The organism is Streptomyces sp. NPDC059994 (assembly GCF_042737755.1).
Taxonomy (GTDB): domain Bacteria; phylum Actinomycetota; class Actinomycetes; order Streptomycetales; family Streptomycetaceae; genus Streptomyces.
Genome location: NZ_JBHWUR010000081.1, coordinates 16848 through 33482 on the forward strand (window position 1 = coordinate 16848; position 16635 = coordinate 33482).

Annotated in this window: 9 protein-coding genes and 1 pseudogene; 8 read left to right on the forward strand and 2 right to left on the reverse strand. The window is 72.8% G+C overall.

What is annotated here, in order from left to right; genetic code table 11:
* Window positions 1-144: 144 nt before the first annotated feature.
* Window positions 145-613, forward strand: a pseudogene (locus ACFWA7_RS29650) (hypothetical protein).
* Window positions 614-725: 112 nt separating this feature from the next.
* Entirely contained in the window at window positions 726-2564 is a 1839-nt protein-coding gene (locus ACFWA7_RS29655; RefSeq protein WP_385826130.1) for a chitinase, read from the forward strand.
* On the opposite strand, the gene ACFWA7_RS29660 is transcribed toward ACFWA7_RS29655, so the two are convergent.
* Both ACFWA7_RS29660 and gabT read right to left on the reverse strand, forming a co-directional pair.
* A complete protein-coding gene (locus ACFWA7_RS29660; protein WP_385826132.1) occupies window positions 2515-3327 on the reverse strand; it encodes a phosphatase PAP2 family protein in 813 nt (270 codons plus the stop codon). The two genes, ACFWA7_RS29655 and ACFWA7_RS29660, sit on opposite strands and share 50 nt — an antisense overlap.
* A gap of 103 nt (window positions 3328-3430) precedes the next feature.
* Window positions 3431-4765, reverse strand: coding sequence for a 4-aminobutyrate--2-oxoglutarate transaminase (gabT, locus tag ACFWA7_RS29665; RefSeq protein ID WP_385544058.1), 1335 nt, complete (start codon window positions 4763-4765; stop codon window positions 3431-3433).
* 479 nt (window positions 4766-5244) lie between these two features.
* Between gabT and ACFWA7_RS29670 the strand changes: the two genes are divergently transcribed.
* The 6 genes from ACFWA7_RS29670 to ACFWA7_RS29695 all read left to right on the forward strand — a co-directional run bounded on the left by ACFWA7_RS29670 (window position 5245) and on the right by ACFWA7_RS29695 (window position 16588).
* Window positions 5245-7620 (forward strand): ATP/GTP-binding protein, encoded by a 2376-nt coding sequence (locus ACFWA7_RS29670; RefSeq protein ID WP_385544061.1) that lies wholly within the window; start codon window positions 5245-5247, stop codon window positions 7618-7620.
* Window positions 7621-7744: 124 nt separating this feature from the next.
* Window positions 7745-9283, forward strand: coding sequence for a PucR family transcriptional regulator (locus ACFWA7_RS29675; RefSeq protein WP_385826134.1), 1539 nt, complete (start codon window positions 7745-7747; stop codon window positions 9281-9283).
* A 1052-nt stretch (window positions 9284-10335) separates the two neighbouring features.
* Window positions 10336-11781 carry an aldehyde dehydrogenase family protein gene (locus tag ACFWA7_RS29680; protein WP_385826136.1) on the forward strand — a complete coding sequence of 482 codons (1446 nt, stop codon included), beginning with the start codon at window positions 10336-10338 and terminating at the stop codon, window positions 11779-11781.
* Between the two features lie 171 nt (window positions 11782-11952).
* A complete protein-coding gene (locus ACFWA7_RS29685) occupies window positions 11953-13911 on the forward strand; it encodes an acyl-CoA dehydrogenase family protein (RefSeq protein ID WP_385826138.1) in 1959 nt (652 codons plus the stop codon).
* A 131-nt stretch (window positions 13912-14042) separates the two neighbouring features.
* A complete protein-coding gene (dxr, locus tag ACFWA7_RS29690; RefSeq protein WP_385544076.1) occupies window positions 14043-15293 on the forward strand; it encodes a 1-deoxy-D-xylulose-5-phosphate reductoisomerase in 1251 nt (416 codons plus the stop codon).
* Window positions 15290-16588, forward strand: a complete 1299-nt coding sequence (locus ACFWA7_RS29695; RefSeq protein ID WP_385544079.1) for a M50 family metallopeptidase — start codon at window positions 15290-15292, stop codon at window positions 16586-16588. The genes dxr and ACFWA7_RS29695 overlap by 4 nt, the downstream gene beginning before the upstream one ends.
* Window positions 16589-16635: the final 47 nt, after the last annotated feature.

Here is a 16635-nt window from a genome sequence, read left to right on the forward strand (position 1 = left end):
CCCGCGGAGCGCCCGGCGAACAACGGCGATCTTGGCGTGGCCCGGTTCGCTACCGTCAGGTAGCGAAACCCGCGTCCTAGCCGGGCCCCACCCCGCTCTCCACACGTGAACGCAAGTCCGCGCTCACGGAAGGAAGACCGGGTGATGAATGGCTCGGGGCCGAGGACAGCGGTGGAATGGCTGGCGTCGGTGGTGCCCGATCCCGACGCCTGCCGGCGGGCGTGGGAGCGCAACCCCCTCGGGGTCGCCCTCCTGCCCGTCGGCAGGCGCTGGGACGTACTGATCCTGCCGGGCGGACTGGGGCACCTCGCGCTCGACGTACTGCTCCGGCTGGTCGACCCGGCCGGGCCCCGTCCTCGCCGACTTCGGCGACGCGCGCCTGGGGTTCTTCGTGCCCCCCGGCACGGCCGCGCGCCGGCTCGGCACCGGGGTGCGCGGGGCCGGTCGCGGGACCTGGATCGTGCTCCCGTACCCGGGCCGGATCAGCGGCGGGGTGCGCCGGCAGGTCCCGCCCCACGGCTCGGGCACCCTCACCGATCCGGCGCTGCTCGAACTCGCGATGCACGAGGCGGCGGCCAGGATCGCGGGGGAAGGGCGGGAGGGACGGGACTGAGTGCCTTACTGCCAGAGGTCTTGACAACTCGATTGGTCTGGACCACATTGTGGCGGGCTCGGCCTCATCCCCGCCATTGCCGGATCCGATCCCCCCATGCCCGGAGGACGTTGTGGACCGCACCGGACGCCTTGCCAGAACCTCCAGACCCCCCAGACTCCTCGCCGCCGTCACGGCGGCCGTCCTCGCCGCGGGCGCCCTGGTCGCCTCCGCGCAGACCGCCCGCGCCGCCGCCGACACCGAACTGGTCAGCAACGGCGGCTTCGAGGCCGCGCTCGACGGCTGGAGCTGTACGGCGGGCAGCGGTACGGCGGTCGCCTCGCCCGTGCACGGCGGCGCCAAGGCCCTCAAGGCAACCCCGGCCGGGAGCGACAACGCCCAGTGCTCCCAGACCGTCACGGTCACACCCGACTCCACGTACACCCTGAGCTCGTGGGTGCAGGGCGGCTACGTCCATCTGGGCGCCTCCGGCACCGGCACCACCGACGTCAGCACCTGGACCCAGTCCGCCCCGTCCTGGCAGCAGCTGACCACCACCTTCAAGACCGGCGCGAACACCACCTCGGTGACGATCTACACACACGGCTGGTACGGCACCGGCGCCTACTACGCCGACGACGTGAGCCTGCTGGGCCCCGGCGGCGGGCCCGCCCAGCTCCCGGCCGCCCCCACCGCCCTGACCGCGGGCTCCGCGACCTCCTCCAGCATCGCCCTCAACTGGGCGGCCTCCTCCGGCGCCACCGGCTACAACGTCTACCAGGGCGGCTCCGAAGTCCTCTCGGTGAGCGGGACCTCGGCCGACGTGACGGGCCTGGCCGCCTCCACCGCGTACACCTTCCAGGTCACCGCCACCAACACGGCCGGCGAGTCCGCGAAGTCCGCCGCCGTCACCGCCTCCACCACGAGCGGCGGAGGAGGCAACCCGGGCGGCGGTCTGCCCACCCACGCCCTCGTCGGCTATCTGCACACCAGCTTCGCCAACGGCTCCGGCTACACCCGGATGGCGGACGTCCCCGACTCCTGGGACATCATCGACCTGGCCTTCGGCGAGCCGACGTCCGTGACTTCGGGCGACATCCGGTTCAGCCTCTGCCCGGTGAGCCAGTGCCCGGGGGTCGAGTCCGCCGCCGACTTCAAGGCCGCCATCAAGGCCAAGCAGGCCGCGGGCAAGAAGGTACTGATCTCCATCGGCGGCCAGAACGGCCAGGTCCAGCTCGCCACCACGGCCGCCCGCGACACCTTCGTCTCATCGGTCTCGAAGATCATCGACGAGTACGGACTCGACGGCCTGGACGTCGACTTCGAGGGCCACTCGCTCTCGCTGAACACCGGCGACACGGACTTCCGCAACCCGACCACGCCGGTCGTCGTGAACCTCATATCGGCGCTGAAGACGCTGAAGGCCAAGTACGGGGCGAAGTTCGTGCTGTCGATGGCCCCGGAGACGTTCTTCGTGCAGCTCGGCTACCAGTACTACGGATCCGGCCCCTGGGGCGGTCAGGACCCGCGCTGCGGCGCCTATCTGCCGGTGATCCACGCCCTGCGCGACGATCTGACCCTGCTGCACGTCCAGGACTACAACTCGGGCCCGATCATGGGCCTCGACAACCAGTACCACTCGATGGGCGGCGCGGACTTCCACATCGCCATGACCGACATGCTGCTCACCGGCTTCCCGGTGGCGGGCGACACCGGCCGGATGTTCCCGGCCCTGCGCCCCGACCAGGTCGCCATCGGCCTCCCGGCGTCCACCAACGCGGGCAACGGCTACACCGCCCCCGCCGAGGTCACCAAGGCGCTGGACTGCCTCACCAAGAAGGCGAACTGCGGCTCGTACCAGACCCATGGGAGCCGGCCGGGGCTGCGCGGCCTGATGACCTGGTCCGTCAACTGGGACCGGTTCAGCGGCGGGGAGTTCTCGAAGAACTTCGACGCATACCCATGGAGCTGAGCAGCAGGAGCAGCCCGCACAGGCAGCCGCTCGCCAGCACGTCCAGGGGCCAGTGGTAGCCGTGCAGCACCAGACCGATGCCCGTCGCCGCGGTGAGCACGCCCGCGGCGGCGGGCATCATCCATGCGCGGCGCGGGGCGGTGTACGGGGCGAGCAGCAGGGCCGCGCCGCCGTACGCCACCATCGCGGTGGCCGTGTGGCCGGACGGGTAGTAGCCGGAGTCGGAGGTGAGCGGGCCCGCGCGGTCGGTCCAGATCTTCAGCGGCACGACCAGTGCGGGGACCAGGGCCATCGAGACGGCCGCGATCAGCGCGTCCAGCCGGGCGCCGCGCCACACCGCGTACCCGAGGGCGAGCGCGAGCACCGGCAGGGCGACCGGCATCGAGCCGAGATCGGCCAGGACCTGGGCCACGTCCTGAGGGCCCCGGCACGCGAGGTGGCCGCCGACGCGCTCGTCGAGCCGGCGCAGTGGGCCGTCGGCGACGACCTGCCAGGTCAGGAGGGAGAAGAGCGCCGCGAGGGCGGCGGAGGCCGTGAAGAGGAAAGCCGGCCGCCCCGGAACAGGGGGGGAGGTTCCGGGGCGGCCGGCTTGACCGGTGTGCCGTGCGCCCCGGGGGGTGTGGGGCGGACGGCCATCCGATCGGTGAGGAGTTCCGGAGCCAGAAGCACCGGTGGTGTGCGCCAGGGCACGACCAGAACGAGGCTGGGGACGCGCCGCCCTGGAGCCGCCCGCAGTCTCCTGCGGGCGAGGTGTTTCTCCCATCTGCAGAAACCGTACGGCAGTGGGTGGGGGACCGACAGCCGGATCTCCATCCCGCCATCGGCCCCCCACACGTTCTTCACAGGCCGGACCTCCGGCCCGGCGATCAGAGCGCGGCGAAGGCCTGCTCGATGATGTCGAGGCCCTCGTTCAGCAGGTCCTCGCCGATCACCAGCGGCGGCAGGAAGCGCAGCACGTTGCCGTAGGTGCCGCAGGTCAGGACAAGCAGGCCCTCCGCGTGGCAGGCCTTGGCGAGCGCCCCGGCGGCGGCCGCGTTCGGCTCCTTGGTGGCGCGGTCCTGGACCAGCTCGATGGCGATCATGGCGCCGCGGCCGCGGATGTCACCGATGATGTCGAACTTCTCGGCCATGGCGGACAGGCGGCCCTTCATGACCTCCTCGATGCGCTTGGCCTTGCCGTTGAGGTCGAGCTCCTTCATGGTCTCGATCGCACCGAGGGCGCCGGCGCAGGCCACCGGGTTGCCGCCGTAGGTGCCGCCGAGGCCGCCCGCGTGCGCGGCGTCCATGATCTCGGCGCGGCCGGTCACGGCGGAGAGCGGCAGACCGCCGGCGATGCCCTTGGCGGTGGTGATCAGGTCCGGGACGATGCCCTCGTCCTCGCAGGCGAACCACTGGCCGGTGCGGCAGAAGCCGGACTGGATCTCGTCGGCGACGAAGACGATCCCGTTGTCCTTGGCGAACTGCGCGATCGCGGGCAGGAAGCCCTTGGCGGGCTCGATGAAGCCGCCCTCGCCGAGGACCGGCTCGATGATGATCGCGGCGACGTTGTCGGCGCCGATCTGCTTGTTGATCATGTCGATGGCCTGGGCGGACGCCTCGGCACCGGCGTTGTCCTGACCGGTCGGCCAGCGGTAGCCGTAGGCGACCGGGACGCGGTAGACCTCGGGCGCGAACGGGCCGAAGCCGTTCTTGTACGGCATGTTCTTGGCGGTCAGCGCCATCGTCAGGTTGGTACGGCCGTGGTAGCCGTGGTCGAAGACGACGACGGCCTGGCGCTTGGTGTACGCACGGGCGATCTTGACCGCGTTCTCGACGGCCTCGGCGCCGCTGTTGAACAGGGCGGACTTCTTGGCGTGGTCGCCCGGGGTGAGCTCGGCGAGGGCCTCGGCGACCTCGACGTAACCCTCGTACGGCGTGACCATGAAACAGGTGTGGGTGAAGTCCGCGAGCTGCGCGGCGGCGCGGCGTACGACGGCCTCGGCGGAGGCGCCGACCGAGGTCACGGCGATGCCGGAACCGAAGTCGATCAGACGGTTGCCGTCGACGTCCTCGATGATGCCGCCGCCCGCGCGCGCGGTGAAGACCGGCAGGGTGGAGCCCACGCCGGCGGCGACCGCGGCGAGGCGGCGGGCCTGCAGCTCCTGCGACTTGGGGCCGGGGATCGCGGTGACGATGCGGCGCTCCTGCGGAATCGCGGTCATGAGGGCTCCTGGGTGATCTGCGTCTTCGGACGCGGGGGTTTTGGACGCTTCCTTGGCTTTCTTCGCAGGCTAGGGCCCGGCGCGGGGTGCGGGCATGCTCCGTTAGGGAGTGGTGAAGGTGTGTCGTTGTCCTTCGCGGACATAGCAGCACGCCTCGCGTGGGATGCGTGGTCGTGTGCCGGTTGTCCGTGGCCGGTCGCGCAGTTCCCCGCGCCCCTACGAATGCCGCTGCACGGCCTGGGCGCCCCGAAGGGGCGCATCTCAGGGGCGCGGGGCGGTGACAGTTGCGGCTCCGCCGCGATGGGGGTCCCCCCTGTTCGAGCGAAGCCGAGAACTTGGGGGAGCGACCAGCCCCCCACCGGCCCGCGGACAAAGACCGGGCCCAAACAGGCGCGCGCTACGCCCCGTAGTTCGTCGGTTCCGTTTAGATTGGCCGCTGGACTCGGTTACGGACCTGGCTGGTCAGGGGGCAAGGGTCGATGGACACCGAAGGCACGCACGACGCACGGGGCACCGAGGCGCGGTCGGTGCCGCGCCCTGCCGCGCCGCCGCCCGTCCCGGCGCTGCCGCCCGCCTTCCCGCCGCAGCCCGCCCGGCCTCCCGGGCGGCCGCCGCTGGGCGAGTGGCTGCGGACCCCGCGCGCGGTCGCCGAGCCGGGGCTGTGGCGGTACGGGCACCGGCCGCGCCCCACCGACGCCGTCCACCGGGTGCCGGACCGGGCGCTGCTCAGCGGCGCGGTGATCGCGCTGCTCGCGGCCGTCCTGGTGTGGTCGCTGTGGCGCAACGGCTACGTCCCGCACCGGATGGTGCCGCTCGAACTGTTCACACCGTCCGACTGGTGGGGGCTGCACCGCAGGCCACCGGCCGCGCTGACCGCGCTCGCCGCCTACAACAGCCTGGTCGCGGCCGCGGTCATCTACGTCTTCGGCCACTTCGGCAACTGGCGCGAGGTCTTCAGGCGGTACGCGGTGGACCACCCGCAGCCCGCCCGCGCGGTGCGCACCGCGCTGGTCGCCGTCGCCCTGGCGTGGTTCGTGATCTGGGCCGACGACTGGCTGCCGTTCTACTCGCTGGCCTTCGGCGTGGTGCCGCACTCGTGGATCTTCAGCGACGACCCGGTGGCCACCAAGGACGCCACCGACACGGTGACCACCGTCTACCACGTAGTGGTAGTGGTGGCCGCGCTGTGGGTCTGCGGCCGGGCGGGCGACTGGCTCGGGCTCTTCCGCGAGCGCACCGGCCGGGCACCGGCGGGTGCGACGGCCGCACCCGCCGGCGCTCCCGCCGACCGGAGCCCCGCCGACTGGCCCCAGCTGCGCGAGGCGGGCCAGCACGCGGCCGCCGACCGGCTGGCCGCCGACGCTGAGAGCGGCCGGATGAACGACGTGGACTGCGCGCGCGTGCGCCGTGCCTGGACATCGGTGGTCGCCGACCCGGCCCGGCTCCCCGCGTTCACGGACGCGGTGCTCCGCGACGGCTCACGCGCGTGCCTGCACCCCTCCGGCGACCGCGACCTGCCCGCCCGCGCCGCCACCCACGACCTGCTCACCTCCCAGGTGCGGATCGGCCGGTTCGCGGACCTGGAGAACAACCCGCCCGCCCGCCGGGGCGCGGGCGCGGCCGTCGACCCGGCGGCGCTCGGCACCTCGCTGCTCGCCCTCGGCCCCTCCGGCGCGGGCAAGACCCGGCATCTGGTGCGGCCCGTGGTGGAATCGCTGGCGCTCCAGGCGCTCGCCGGGCAGGCCGCCGTGGTCGCCGTCGGCGCCGCGGGCACGCCGCTGGGCGCGGATGAGGCGTACGACGTGATCGTGCGGCCCGGCGACCCGGCCTCCGCGTACGACCTGGACCTCTACGGCGGCACCGTCGACCCCGACGAGGCCGCCGCCCTGCTCGCGGAGGCCTGCGCCGGGGACCTGCCCGACGCCGACGTCCGCCGGGCCGCGACCGCGCTCGCCCAGCTCCTGGGGCCCTACCGGGCGGCATACGGCCGCTTCCCCTCGGTACCCCGGCTGCGCGAGCTCCTGGACGGCTCGGGCGGCGCGCTGGACGAGCTCCGCGCCGACCTCGACCGCCGGGCGCACCCCGCGCTCCACCGCGAACTGGACGCGCGCGCCCGGCAGGCCGACATCCCCGGCGACCCGGGCCTCGTCCTCGCGGACCGCCTCGCCTGTCTGGACCGGCCCGCCTTCGCCGCCTTCTTCGACACCACCGGCCACAGCCGCCCGTTCTCGCTGCGCGCCCTGGAACATCCCGTACGGGTGCGGGTCGACCTGCCCGAGCGGGCGCACCCGGAGGCGGCGCGGCTCCTCAACCGGCTGCTGCTCGCCCAGTTCACCACGAACGCGGTGGCCCGCCAGGACCGCTCCCTGTTCGCCTGCCTGGTCCTGGACGACGCCACGCACGCGGTGACCGCGGGCTCCGTCCGGGCCCTGCAACGGCTGCGGCAGGCCAACGCCGGGGTGGTGCTCACCCTGCGCGCGCTCGGTGACGTGCCCGAACGGCTGCACACCTCGCTGCTCGCGGCGGTCGGCTGCCACATGGCGTTCTGCGGGGTCACCACCTGGGACGGGCAGCTCCTGTCGCAGCTGTGGGGCACCGAGTGGGTCGAGACGACGGAGGTCGCCAAGCACGCGGTCTTCGCCGACCAGCCGCTGACCCGGGCGCTGCACTCGCTGCGCAAGCTGGCCACGGGCAAGCCGGTGACCCGGGACGCGGTCACCGTGCGCAAGGTCGAGCGGGAACGCTGGTCCGCCTCCCAGCTCGCCCACCAGGTGCCCGCCGGGCACGCGGTGCTCTCCCTCACCGACGTCGGGGGCGAGCACGCGCCGCCGCTCCTGGTGGACCTGCGGGGCTGAGACGGGCGACGCGGCGGGGTCACGGCGGGCGCCGTGACCCCGCCGTCCTGGCAGAATCGAGGTGCGCCGTTCATACGGGACGGCGTATTTCCCCTCGTACCCTCGAAGGTCGTCGAATCCCCCCATGCCGCCCACCCTCGCCTCCCTCGTCCAGCACTCGGCGCTGAAACTCACCGTGCGCGCGGGCGAGGGCCGGCTGGACACGCCGGTGCGCTGGGCGCACGTCAGCGAGCTCGCCGACCCCGTCCCGTACATGGAGGGCGGCGAGCTCCTCCTCATCACCGCGATGACACTGGACGCCGAGGACCCGCAGGCGATGCGGCGCTATGTGCGCAGGCTCTCCGGCGCCGGGGTCGTCGGGCTCGGCTTCGCCGTCGGCGTCAACTACGAGACGGTGCCGGACGCGCTGCTCGACGCGGCCCGCGAGGAGGACTTCCCCCTTCTGGAGGTGCCGCGCCGCACCCCGTTCCTGGCGATCTCCAAGGCCGTCTCCGCGGCCATCTCGGCCGACCAGTACCGGGCGGTCACGGCGGGCTTCGAGGCCCAGCGCGAACTGACGCGGGCCGCGCTCGCGGGCCCCGGCGAGCTGCTCGCCCGGCTCGCGGCGCACGTGGACGGATGGGCCGCGCTGTACGACACGGCGGGCGCGGTGGTCGCGGTACAGCCGGAGTGGGCGGGGCGCCGGGCGGCCCGGCTCACCGCCGACGTGGCCCGGCTGCGTGACCGGGCCGCCCCGGCCAGCGCCGTGGTCGGCGGCTCCGACGACCGCTCGGACGACCGCGTCGAGCTCCAGTCGCTCGGCACCGGGCGGCGGGTGCGGGGGGCGCTGGCGGTCGGCACGGGGGCGCCGCTCGGTACCGCCGAGCGGTACGCGGTGCACTCCGCGGTCGCGCTGCTGACCCTGACCACCGAGCGGTCGCGGGCCCTGCAACTGGCCGAGCAGCGCCTGGGCGCGGCGGTGCTGCGGATGCTGCTCTCCGGGCAGCAGGACCATGCCCGGGCGGTGGCGGGCGATCTGTACGGCGGCCTCCTCGATGCCCCCTTCCGGCTCGCCATCGCGGAAGCCGTGGGGGAGTCGGCCGACCTCGGGGCGCTCGCCGAGGCGATGGAGTCGGCGGCGGCGCGCTCCGGCGAGGCGGTCCTGGTGGTCCCCGAGGGCGACCGGCTCGTGGTCCTGGCGGCGGACGGCGGCGACGCGGTGGCCGCCTGCGTCTCCTTCGCGCCGGAGGAGGGCGCCGAGCTGGTGATCGGCCTGTCCGCCCCGGCCGGGCCGATCGCGGCGGCGTCCGCGTACAAGCAGGCCGAGCAGTCGCTGTCGGTGGCGCGGCGGCGGGGCCGGCCGCTCGTCGAGCACGAGGAGCTGGTGGCGGGCTCGCTGGTGCCGCTGCTCGCGGACGACGCGGTACGGGCGTTCGCGGACGGGATGCTGCGGGCGCTGTACGAGCACGACGCGACCGGGCGGGGGGATCTGGTGGCGTCGTTGCGGGCGTGGCTGTCGCGGCACGGTCAGTGGGACGCGGCGGCGGCGGATCTGGGGGTGCACCGGCATACGCTGCGGTACCGGATGCGGCGGGTGGAGGAGATCCTGGGGCGGTCCCTGGACGATCCGGATGTGCGGATGGAGCTTTGGCTGGCGCTGAAGGCGGGTTCGCAGGGCGGGTGATCTTTCCCCACCCCGCCCGTTCCCTGAACCCTCCGGGGGTGGGTGGGTGGTTGAGGCGGTTCTCCCGGGGGCTGCGCCCCCGGACCCCGGGCGGGGCTGCGCCCCCGCACCCGCTGGCGGAGGCTCCGCCCCTGCACCCCGGGCGGGACCTGTCCCCCTGCGCCCTGGGCGGGACGTGCCCCCCTGCACCCTGGGTGGGGCTTGCCCCCCTGTACCCCGGGTGGGGCTTGCCCCCCTGTACCCCGGGTGGGGCTTGCCCCCCTGCACCCTGGGTGGGGCTTGCCCCCCTGCACCCTGGGTGGGGCCTGCCCCTGTACCCCGGGCGGGACGTGCCCCCCTGCACCCTGGGTGGGGCCTGCCCCTGTACCCCGGGCGGGACCTCCGCGCCCCCTGCACCTCTGGCGAGGCCTCCGCGCCCCGCAACCCGCTTTCGGGGCTCCGCCCCCCGCACCCCACTTTCGGGGCTCCGCCCCGGACCCCGGCGCAGGGGTGGGTGGGCTACCTGGGTTGCGCCCCCGCCGCCGCTGCGGGGCTCCGCCCCGGCCCCCGCTCCTCAAACGCCGGAGGGGCTGAATTTTGGCCGGGCCCCGTTCTGCCTTAAGGGGCGCGGGGAACTGCGCGACCAGCCCCCACCGGCCCGCAGACAAACACCGGGCCAAGAAGGGGCGCGGGGAACCGCGCGACCAGCCCCGACCGGGCCCGCAGGCGAATCCCGCCCCCTCCCGGAGGGCTCCGCGGGGAACTGCGCGACCAGCCCCGACCGGGCCCGCAGGCGAATCCCGCCCCCTCCCGGAGGGCTCCGCGGGGAACCGCGCGACCAGCCCCCACCGGGCCCGCAGACGAATCCCGACCCCCTCCCGAAGGGCTCCGTCAGGAGCTGCGCGATCAGCCACCCATGACCCGCAGACGAACACCGGGCCAGACCACCCGCCCTCCAAACCGGCGCACCCCCCACCCCCACCACTCCACCCCGGACAAACGCCGACCCGGCCGGTCCGGCCTACGGTGGGAGGGACAGTAGACCCACTACCTCGGAAGGGCCGGGATTCGTCATGACTTCCACCCACGCCTTCTGGCTCGCCGGCCGCCAGGCCACCGGTGAGGACAGCTTCGACGTCACCTCTCCCTGGGACGGGCGGCTGGTCGGCGAGGTGAGCGTGCCGACCGAGGCTCAGGTCGAGGAGGCAGTCGCGGCCGCGCACGCCGTGGTCGACGAGTTCGCCGCGACCCCCGCGCACGTACGCGCCGCGGCCCTCGACCACGTCTCGAAGCGCCTCGCCGAGCGCACCGAGGAGATCGCCCAGCTCATCTCCGCCGAGAACGGCAAGCCCATCAAGTGGGCCCGCGGCGAGGTCGGCCGTGCCGTGTCGGTGTTCCGCTTCGCGGCCGAGGAGGCCCGGCGGTTCAACGGCGGCGAGGCCCAGCGCCTGGACACCGACGGCGGCGGCGTGGGCCGGCTCGCCCTGACCCGCCGCTTCCCCAAGGGCGTCGTCCTCGGCATCGCGCCGTTCAACTTCCCGCTGAACCTGTGCGCCCACAAGGTCGCCCCGGCCATCGCCGTCGGCGCGCCGATCATCCTCAAGCCCGCCCCGGCCACCCCGCTCTCGGGTCTCATCCTCGGTGAGCTGCTCGCCGAGACCGAGCTGCCGGCCGGCTCGTGGAGCATCCTGCCGGTCGCCAACGACAAGATGCCGGCGCTGGTGCAGGACGAGCGCCTCCCCGTCATCTCGTTCACCGGCTCCGACAAAGTCGGCTACGCGATCATGGACTCGGTGCCGCGCAAGCACTGCACCCTGGAGCTCGGCGGCAACGGCGCGGCTGTCGTCCTCGCCGACTTCGCGAGCGAAACGGACCTGGACTGGGCGGCGACCCGTATCGCCACCTTCTCCAACTACCAGGGCGGCCAGTCCTGCATCTCCGTGCAGCGCGTGATCGCGGACGCCACCGTGTACGACCGGCTGCTGCCGAAGATCGTCGCGGCAGTCGAGGCGCAGGTCACCGGTGACCCGTCCTACGCGTCCACCGACGTCGGCCCGCTGGTCAGCGAAGACGCCGCCAAGCGCGTCGAGTCCTGGGTCGACGAGGCCGTGCAGGCGGGCGCCAAGCTGCTCGCCGGCGGCAAGCGCGACGGCGCGGCCTACGCGCCGACCGTCCTCACCGAGGTCCCGGCCGACACCACCCTCGCCTGCGAGGAGGTCTTCGGACCGGTCCTCACCGTGCACAAGGTGGACGGCGAGGACGAGGCCTTCGCGGCCGTCAACTCCTCCAAGTACGGCCTCCAGGCGGGCGTCTTCACGCACGACCTGCAGACCGCCTTCCGTGCCCACCGCGCCCTGGAGGTCGGCGGCGTGATCGTCGGCGACGTCCCCTCGTACCGCGCGGACCAGATGCCGTACGGCGGCGCCAAGGCCTCCGGCGTCGGCCGCGAGGGCGTGCGCTACGCGATGGACGACTACACGTACGAGCGCGTCCTCGTCCTGACGGGCCTCGCCCTCTAGGACGTACGGACGGACGTACGCAGACGGCCGGAGCCCACCAGCGGGCTCCGGCCGTTTAGCGTCCCAGGGGTGGTCGGGTCGCCCGGAATCGGGTACATACGGTCGAGTAGCACTGTCCGGTAACGGGGTGCGTGCGCGCCCCGCACACGTCGCGGCGAGGAGAACCCCTCAATGACCGCACCACACGGCACACCGAAGGTCTCGGAGCGCGAAGCGCGCCGGGTCGCCGAAGCCGCGCGCGAGCAGGACTGGCGCAAACCGAGCTTCGCGAAGGAACTCTTCCTCGGGCGTTTCCGGCTCGACCTCATCCATCCGCATCCGCTGCCCGCCAGGGACGACGTGGACCGCGGCGAGGCGTTCCTCGCCAAGCTGCGGGACTTCTGCGAGACGAAGATCGACGGCGCCCTCATCGAGCGCGAGTCGAAGATCCCAGACGAGGTGATCAACGGGCTCAAGGAGCTCGGCGCCCTCGGGATGAAGATCGACACCAAGTACGGCGGCCTCGGCCTCACCCAGGTGTCCTACAACAAGGCGCTCGCCCTTGCCGGTTCCGCCAGCCCCGCGATCGGCGCGCTGCTCTCGGCGCATCAGTCGATCGGCGTACCGCAGCCGCTGAAACTCTTCGGTACCCAGGAGCAGCGGGACACGTTCCTGCCGCGCTGCGCCCGTACCGACATCTCCGCCTTCCTGCTCACCGAGCCCGACGTCGGCTCCGACCCGGCCCGGCTCGCCACCTCGGCGGTCCCGGAGGCTGGGGGCACCTCCCGCTCAAGCGACTTCGAGAGCGGGGGAGCGTACGTCCTCGACGGGGTGAAGCTCTGGACCACCAACGGCGTCGTCGCGGACCTGCTGGTCGTCATGGCCCGGGTGCCGAAGTCCGAGGGGCACAAGGGCGGCATCACGGCCTTCGTCGTCGAGGCCGACTCGCCCGGCGTCACCGTGGAGAACCGCAACGCCTTCATGGGCCTGCGCGGCATCGAGAACGGCGTGACCCGCTTCCACCAGGTCCGCGTCCCCGCCTCGCACCGGATCGGCCCCGAGGGCGCCGGTCTGAAGATCGCCCTGACCACGCTGAACACCGGCCGCCTCTCGCTGCCCGCGATGTGCGTCGGCGCGGGCAAGTGGTGTCTGAAGATCGCCCGCGAGTGGTCGGCGGTACGCGAGCAGTGGGGCAGGCCCATCGCCCAGCACGAGGCCGTGGGCAGCAAGATCTCGTTCATCGCGGCCACCACCTTCGCCCTGGAGGCGGTGCTCGACCTCTCCTCGCAGATGGCCGACGAGGACCGCAACGACATCCGCATCGAGGCCGCGCTCGCCAAGCTGTACGGGTCGGAGATGGCCTGGCTGATGGCCGACGAGCTGGTCCAGATCCGCGGCGGACGCGGCTTCGAGACCGCCGACTCGCTGGCCGCCCGCGGCGAGCGGGCCGTACCGGCCGAGCAGATCCTGCGCGATCTGCGCATCAACAGGATCTTCGAGGGCTCCACCGAGATCATGCACCTCCTGATCGCCCGGGAGGCCGTCGACGCCCATCTGTCCGTCGCGGGGGACCTGATCGACCCCGACAAGAAGCTGCCGGAGAAGGCCAAGGCGGGCGCCAACGCCGCCGCCTTCTACGCCCGCTGGCTGCCCAAACTGCTCTCCGGTCCCGGCCAACTCCCCCACTCCTACCAGGAGTTCGGCGACCTGGCCCAGCACCTTCGGTACGTGGAGCGGTCCGCCCGCAAGCTGGCCCGCTCCACCTTCTACGCCATGTCGCGCTGGCAGGGCCGGATGGAGACCAAGCAGGGCTTCCTCGGCCGGATCGTGGACATCGGCGCCGAACTGTTCGCGATGAGCGCCGCCTGCGTACGGGCGGAGCTGCTGCGAACCACCGGCGAGCACGGACGTGAGGCGCACCAGCTGGCCGACGTCTTCTGCCGCCAGGCCAGGATCCGGGTGGACGAGCTCTTCGAGCGGCTCTGGGCCAACACCGACGACCTGGACCGCAGGGTCGTCACCGGCGTCCTGGCCGGTTCGTACACCTGGCTGGAGGAGGGCGTCATCGACCCATCCGGCGACGGCCCGTGGATCGCGGACGCGACACCCGGACCGGCGAAACGGGACAACGTCCACCGCCCGATCCGCTGAATCTGCCCGGCAGTTGGGACACCGGGGAGCCCCGCTCCCCGGTGTCCCCGGCGGCCCCCGGACCGCGTCGCGCGGGTCCGGCTCGGGGGAGTGCTGTCCCGGCGCACAGCCGATGCGGCAAGAATGGGGGCATGAGCGACAGCCCAGCCCCCCTCGCCGACCCGCACATCGCCTTCGATCCCGCCGAAGGCCGCCGGGACATCGTCGTCCTCGGCTCCACCGGGTCCATCGGCACCCAGGCCATCGACCTGGTGCTGCGCAACCCCGACCGGTTCCGCGTCACCGCGCTCGCCGCGTCGGGCGGACGGGTCGCGCTCCTGGCCGAGCAGGCGCGCCGGCTGCGGGTCCGCACGGTCGCGGTCGCCCGGCCGGACGCGGTGCCCGCGCTGCGCGAGGCGCTGAAGGAGCAGTACGGCTCCCAGCCCGTCCCGGAGATCCTGGCCGGACCCGACGCGGCCACCGAGCTCGCCGGCTCCGACTGCCACACCGTCCTCAACGGCATCACCGGCTCGATCGGCCTCGCGCCCACCCTGGCCGCCCTGACGGCGGGCCGCACCCTGGCGCTCGCCAACAAGGAGTCGCTGATCGTCGGCGGCCCGCTGGTGAAGGCGCTCGCGAAGCCGGGCCAGATCATCCCGGTCGACTCCGAGCACGCCGCCCTCTTCCAGTCCCTCGCCGCCGGCACCCGCGCCGACGTACGGAAGCTGGTGGTCACCGCCTCCGGCGGCCCCTTCCGCGGCCGTACGCGCGCGGAGCTCGCCGATGTGACCCCCCAGGACGCGCTGGCCCACCCCACCTGGGCCATGGGCCCGGTGATCACCGTCAACTCGGCCACCCTGGTCAACAAGGGCCTCGAAGTCATCGAGGCGCACCTGCTGTACGACATCCCCTTCGACCGGATCGAGGTCGTCGTGCACCCGCAGTCGTACGTCCACTCCATGGTCGAGTTCACCGACGGCTCCACGCTCGCCCAGGCCACCCCGCCCGATATGCGCGGCCCGATCGCCATCGGCATCGGCTGGCCCGAGCGGGTGCCCGACGCGGCCCCGGCCTTCGACTGGACCAAGGCGTCGAGCTGGGAGTTCTTCCCGCTCGACACCGAGGCCTTCCCCTCGGTCGGACTCGCCCGGCACGTGGGGGAGCTGGGCGGAACGGCGCCGGCGGTGTTCAATGCCGCGAACGAGGAGTGCGTGGACGCTTTCCTCGCGGGACGGCTGCCTTTCAACGGAATCATGGATACGGTCACAGAGGTCGTCGCCGAGCACGGCACCCCCGCCGAGGGAACCTCCCTCACGGTCTCGGACGTCCTGGAAGCGGAGACCTGGGCACGGGCACGGGCCCGTGAACTAGCGGTGAAGGCGACAGCGGAGGCGCGCGCATGACGATTTTGATGACGGTTCTCGGCATAGTCGTCTTCGTGGTCGGCCTGCTCGTCTCGATCGCCTGGCACGAGCTGGGCCACCTCTCCACGGCCAAGATGTTCGGCATCCGGGTGCCGCAGTACATGGTCGGTTTCGGCCCGACCATCTGGTCGCGGAAGAAGGGCGACACCGAGTACGGCATAAAGGCGGTCCCGCTCGGCGGATACATCCGCATGATCGGCATGTTCCCGCCCGGCGAGGACGGGCGGATCACGGCGCGCTCCACCTCGCCCTGGCGCGGCATGATCGAGGACGCCCGCTCGGCCGCCTTCGAGGAGCTCCAGCCGGGCGACGAGACGCGGCTCTTCTACACGCGCAAGCCGTGGAAGCGCGTGATCGTGATGTTCGCCGGGCCGTTCATGAACCTGATCCTCGCCGTGGCGATCTTCTTCGGCGTGATGATGACGTTCGGCGTCAACACCCAGACGACCCAGGTGGGCAAGGTCTCCGACTGTGTGATCTCGCAGAAGGAGCAGCGCGACAGCTGCAAGGCCTCCGACCCGGTCGCCCCGGCCAAGCAGGCCGGTCTGAAGGCCGGTGACAAGATCGTCGCGTTCAACGGCGAGAAGGTCGGCGACTGGTCGGCGCTGCAGAAGCACATCCGCGACACCATCGGCCCGGCCACCATCACGGTCCAGCGCGACGGCAAGCCGCTCGACCTGCACGCCAGTCTGATCAAGAACGACGTCGCCAAGATCGACGGCTCCGGCAACTACACCTCCGGCACCACCTCGGCGGGGTTCCTCGGCTTCAGCCCCGCCACGGGCATCATCCAGCAGTCCTTCGGCGAGTCCGTGGACCGCATGGGCGACATGATGCGCTCCGGGGTGAAGTCGCTGGTCGCGATCCCCTCCAAGGTCCCGGACCTGTGGAACGCGGCCTTCAACGGCGAGGACCGCAAGGCCGACTCCCCGATGGGCGTCGTCGGTGCGGCCCGGGTCGGCGGCGAGGTGTTCACCCTGGACATCCCGCCGGAGAACCAGATCGCGATGATGCTGTTCCTGGTCGCGGGCTTCAACCTCTCCCTGTTCCTCTTCAACATGCTGCCGCTGCTGCCGCTGGACGGCGGGCACATCGCGGGCGCGCTGTGGGAGTCGCTGCGCCGCACGGTCGCGCGCGTCTTCAAGCGCCCCGACCCGGGCCCGTTCGACGTGGCGAAGCTGATGCCGGTCGCGTACGTGGTGGCAGGGATCTTCATCTGCTTCACGCTGCTCGTGCTGGTCGCGGACGTGGTGAACCCGGTGAAGATCTCCTAGGGGTCGTACGTGAGTGTGGGGCGGCCCGGGCACATGGAGTGCCCGGG

What these genes read in the sequence shown, in the direction of transcription:
- ACFWA7_RS29660 (WP_385826132.1), bottom strand. Translation starts at nt 3,327, where the DNA reads ATGGGAGAAACACCTCGCCCGCAGGAGACTGCGGGCGGCTCCAGGGCG.
- gabT (WP_385544058.1), bottom strand. Translation starts at nt 4,765, where the DNA reads ATGACCGCGATTCCGCAGGAGCGCCGCATCGTCACCGCGATCCCCGGC.
- ACFWA7_RS29670 (WP_385544061.1), top strand. Translation starts at nt 5,245, where the DNA reads ATGGACACCGAAGGCACGCACGACGCACGGGGCACCGAGGCGCGGTCG.
- ACFWA7_RS29675 (WP_385826134.1), top strand. Translation starts at nt 7,745, where the DNA reads ATGCCGCCCACCCTCGCCTCCCTCGTCCAGCACTCGGCGCTGAAACTC.
- ACFWA7_RS29680 (WP_385826136.1), top strand. Translation starts at nt 10,336, where the DNA reads ATGACTTCCACCCACGCCTTCTGGCTCGCCGGCCGCCAGGCCACCGGT.
- ACFWA7_RS29685 (WP_385826138.1), top strand. Translation starts at nt 11,953, where the DNA reads ATGACCGCACCACACGGCACACCGAAGGTCTCGGAGCGCGAAGCGCGC.
- dxr (WP_385544076.1), top strand. Translation starts at nt 14,043, where the DNA reads ATGAGCGACAGCCCAGCCCCCCTCGCCGACCCGCACATCGCCTTCGAT.
- ACFWA7_RS29695 (WP_385544079.1), top strand. Translation starts at nt 15,290, where the DNA reads ATGACGATTTTGATGACGGTTCTCGGCATAGTCGTCTTCGTGGTCGGC.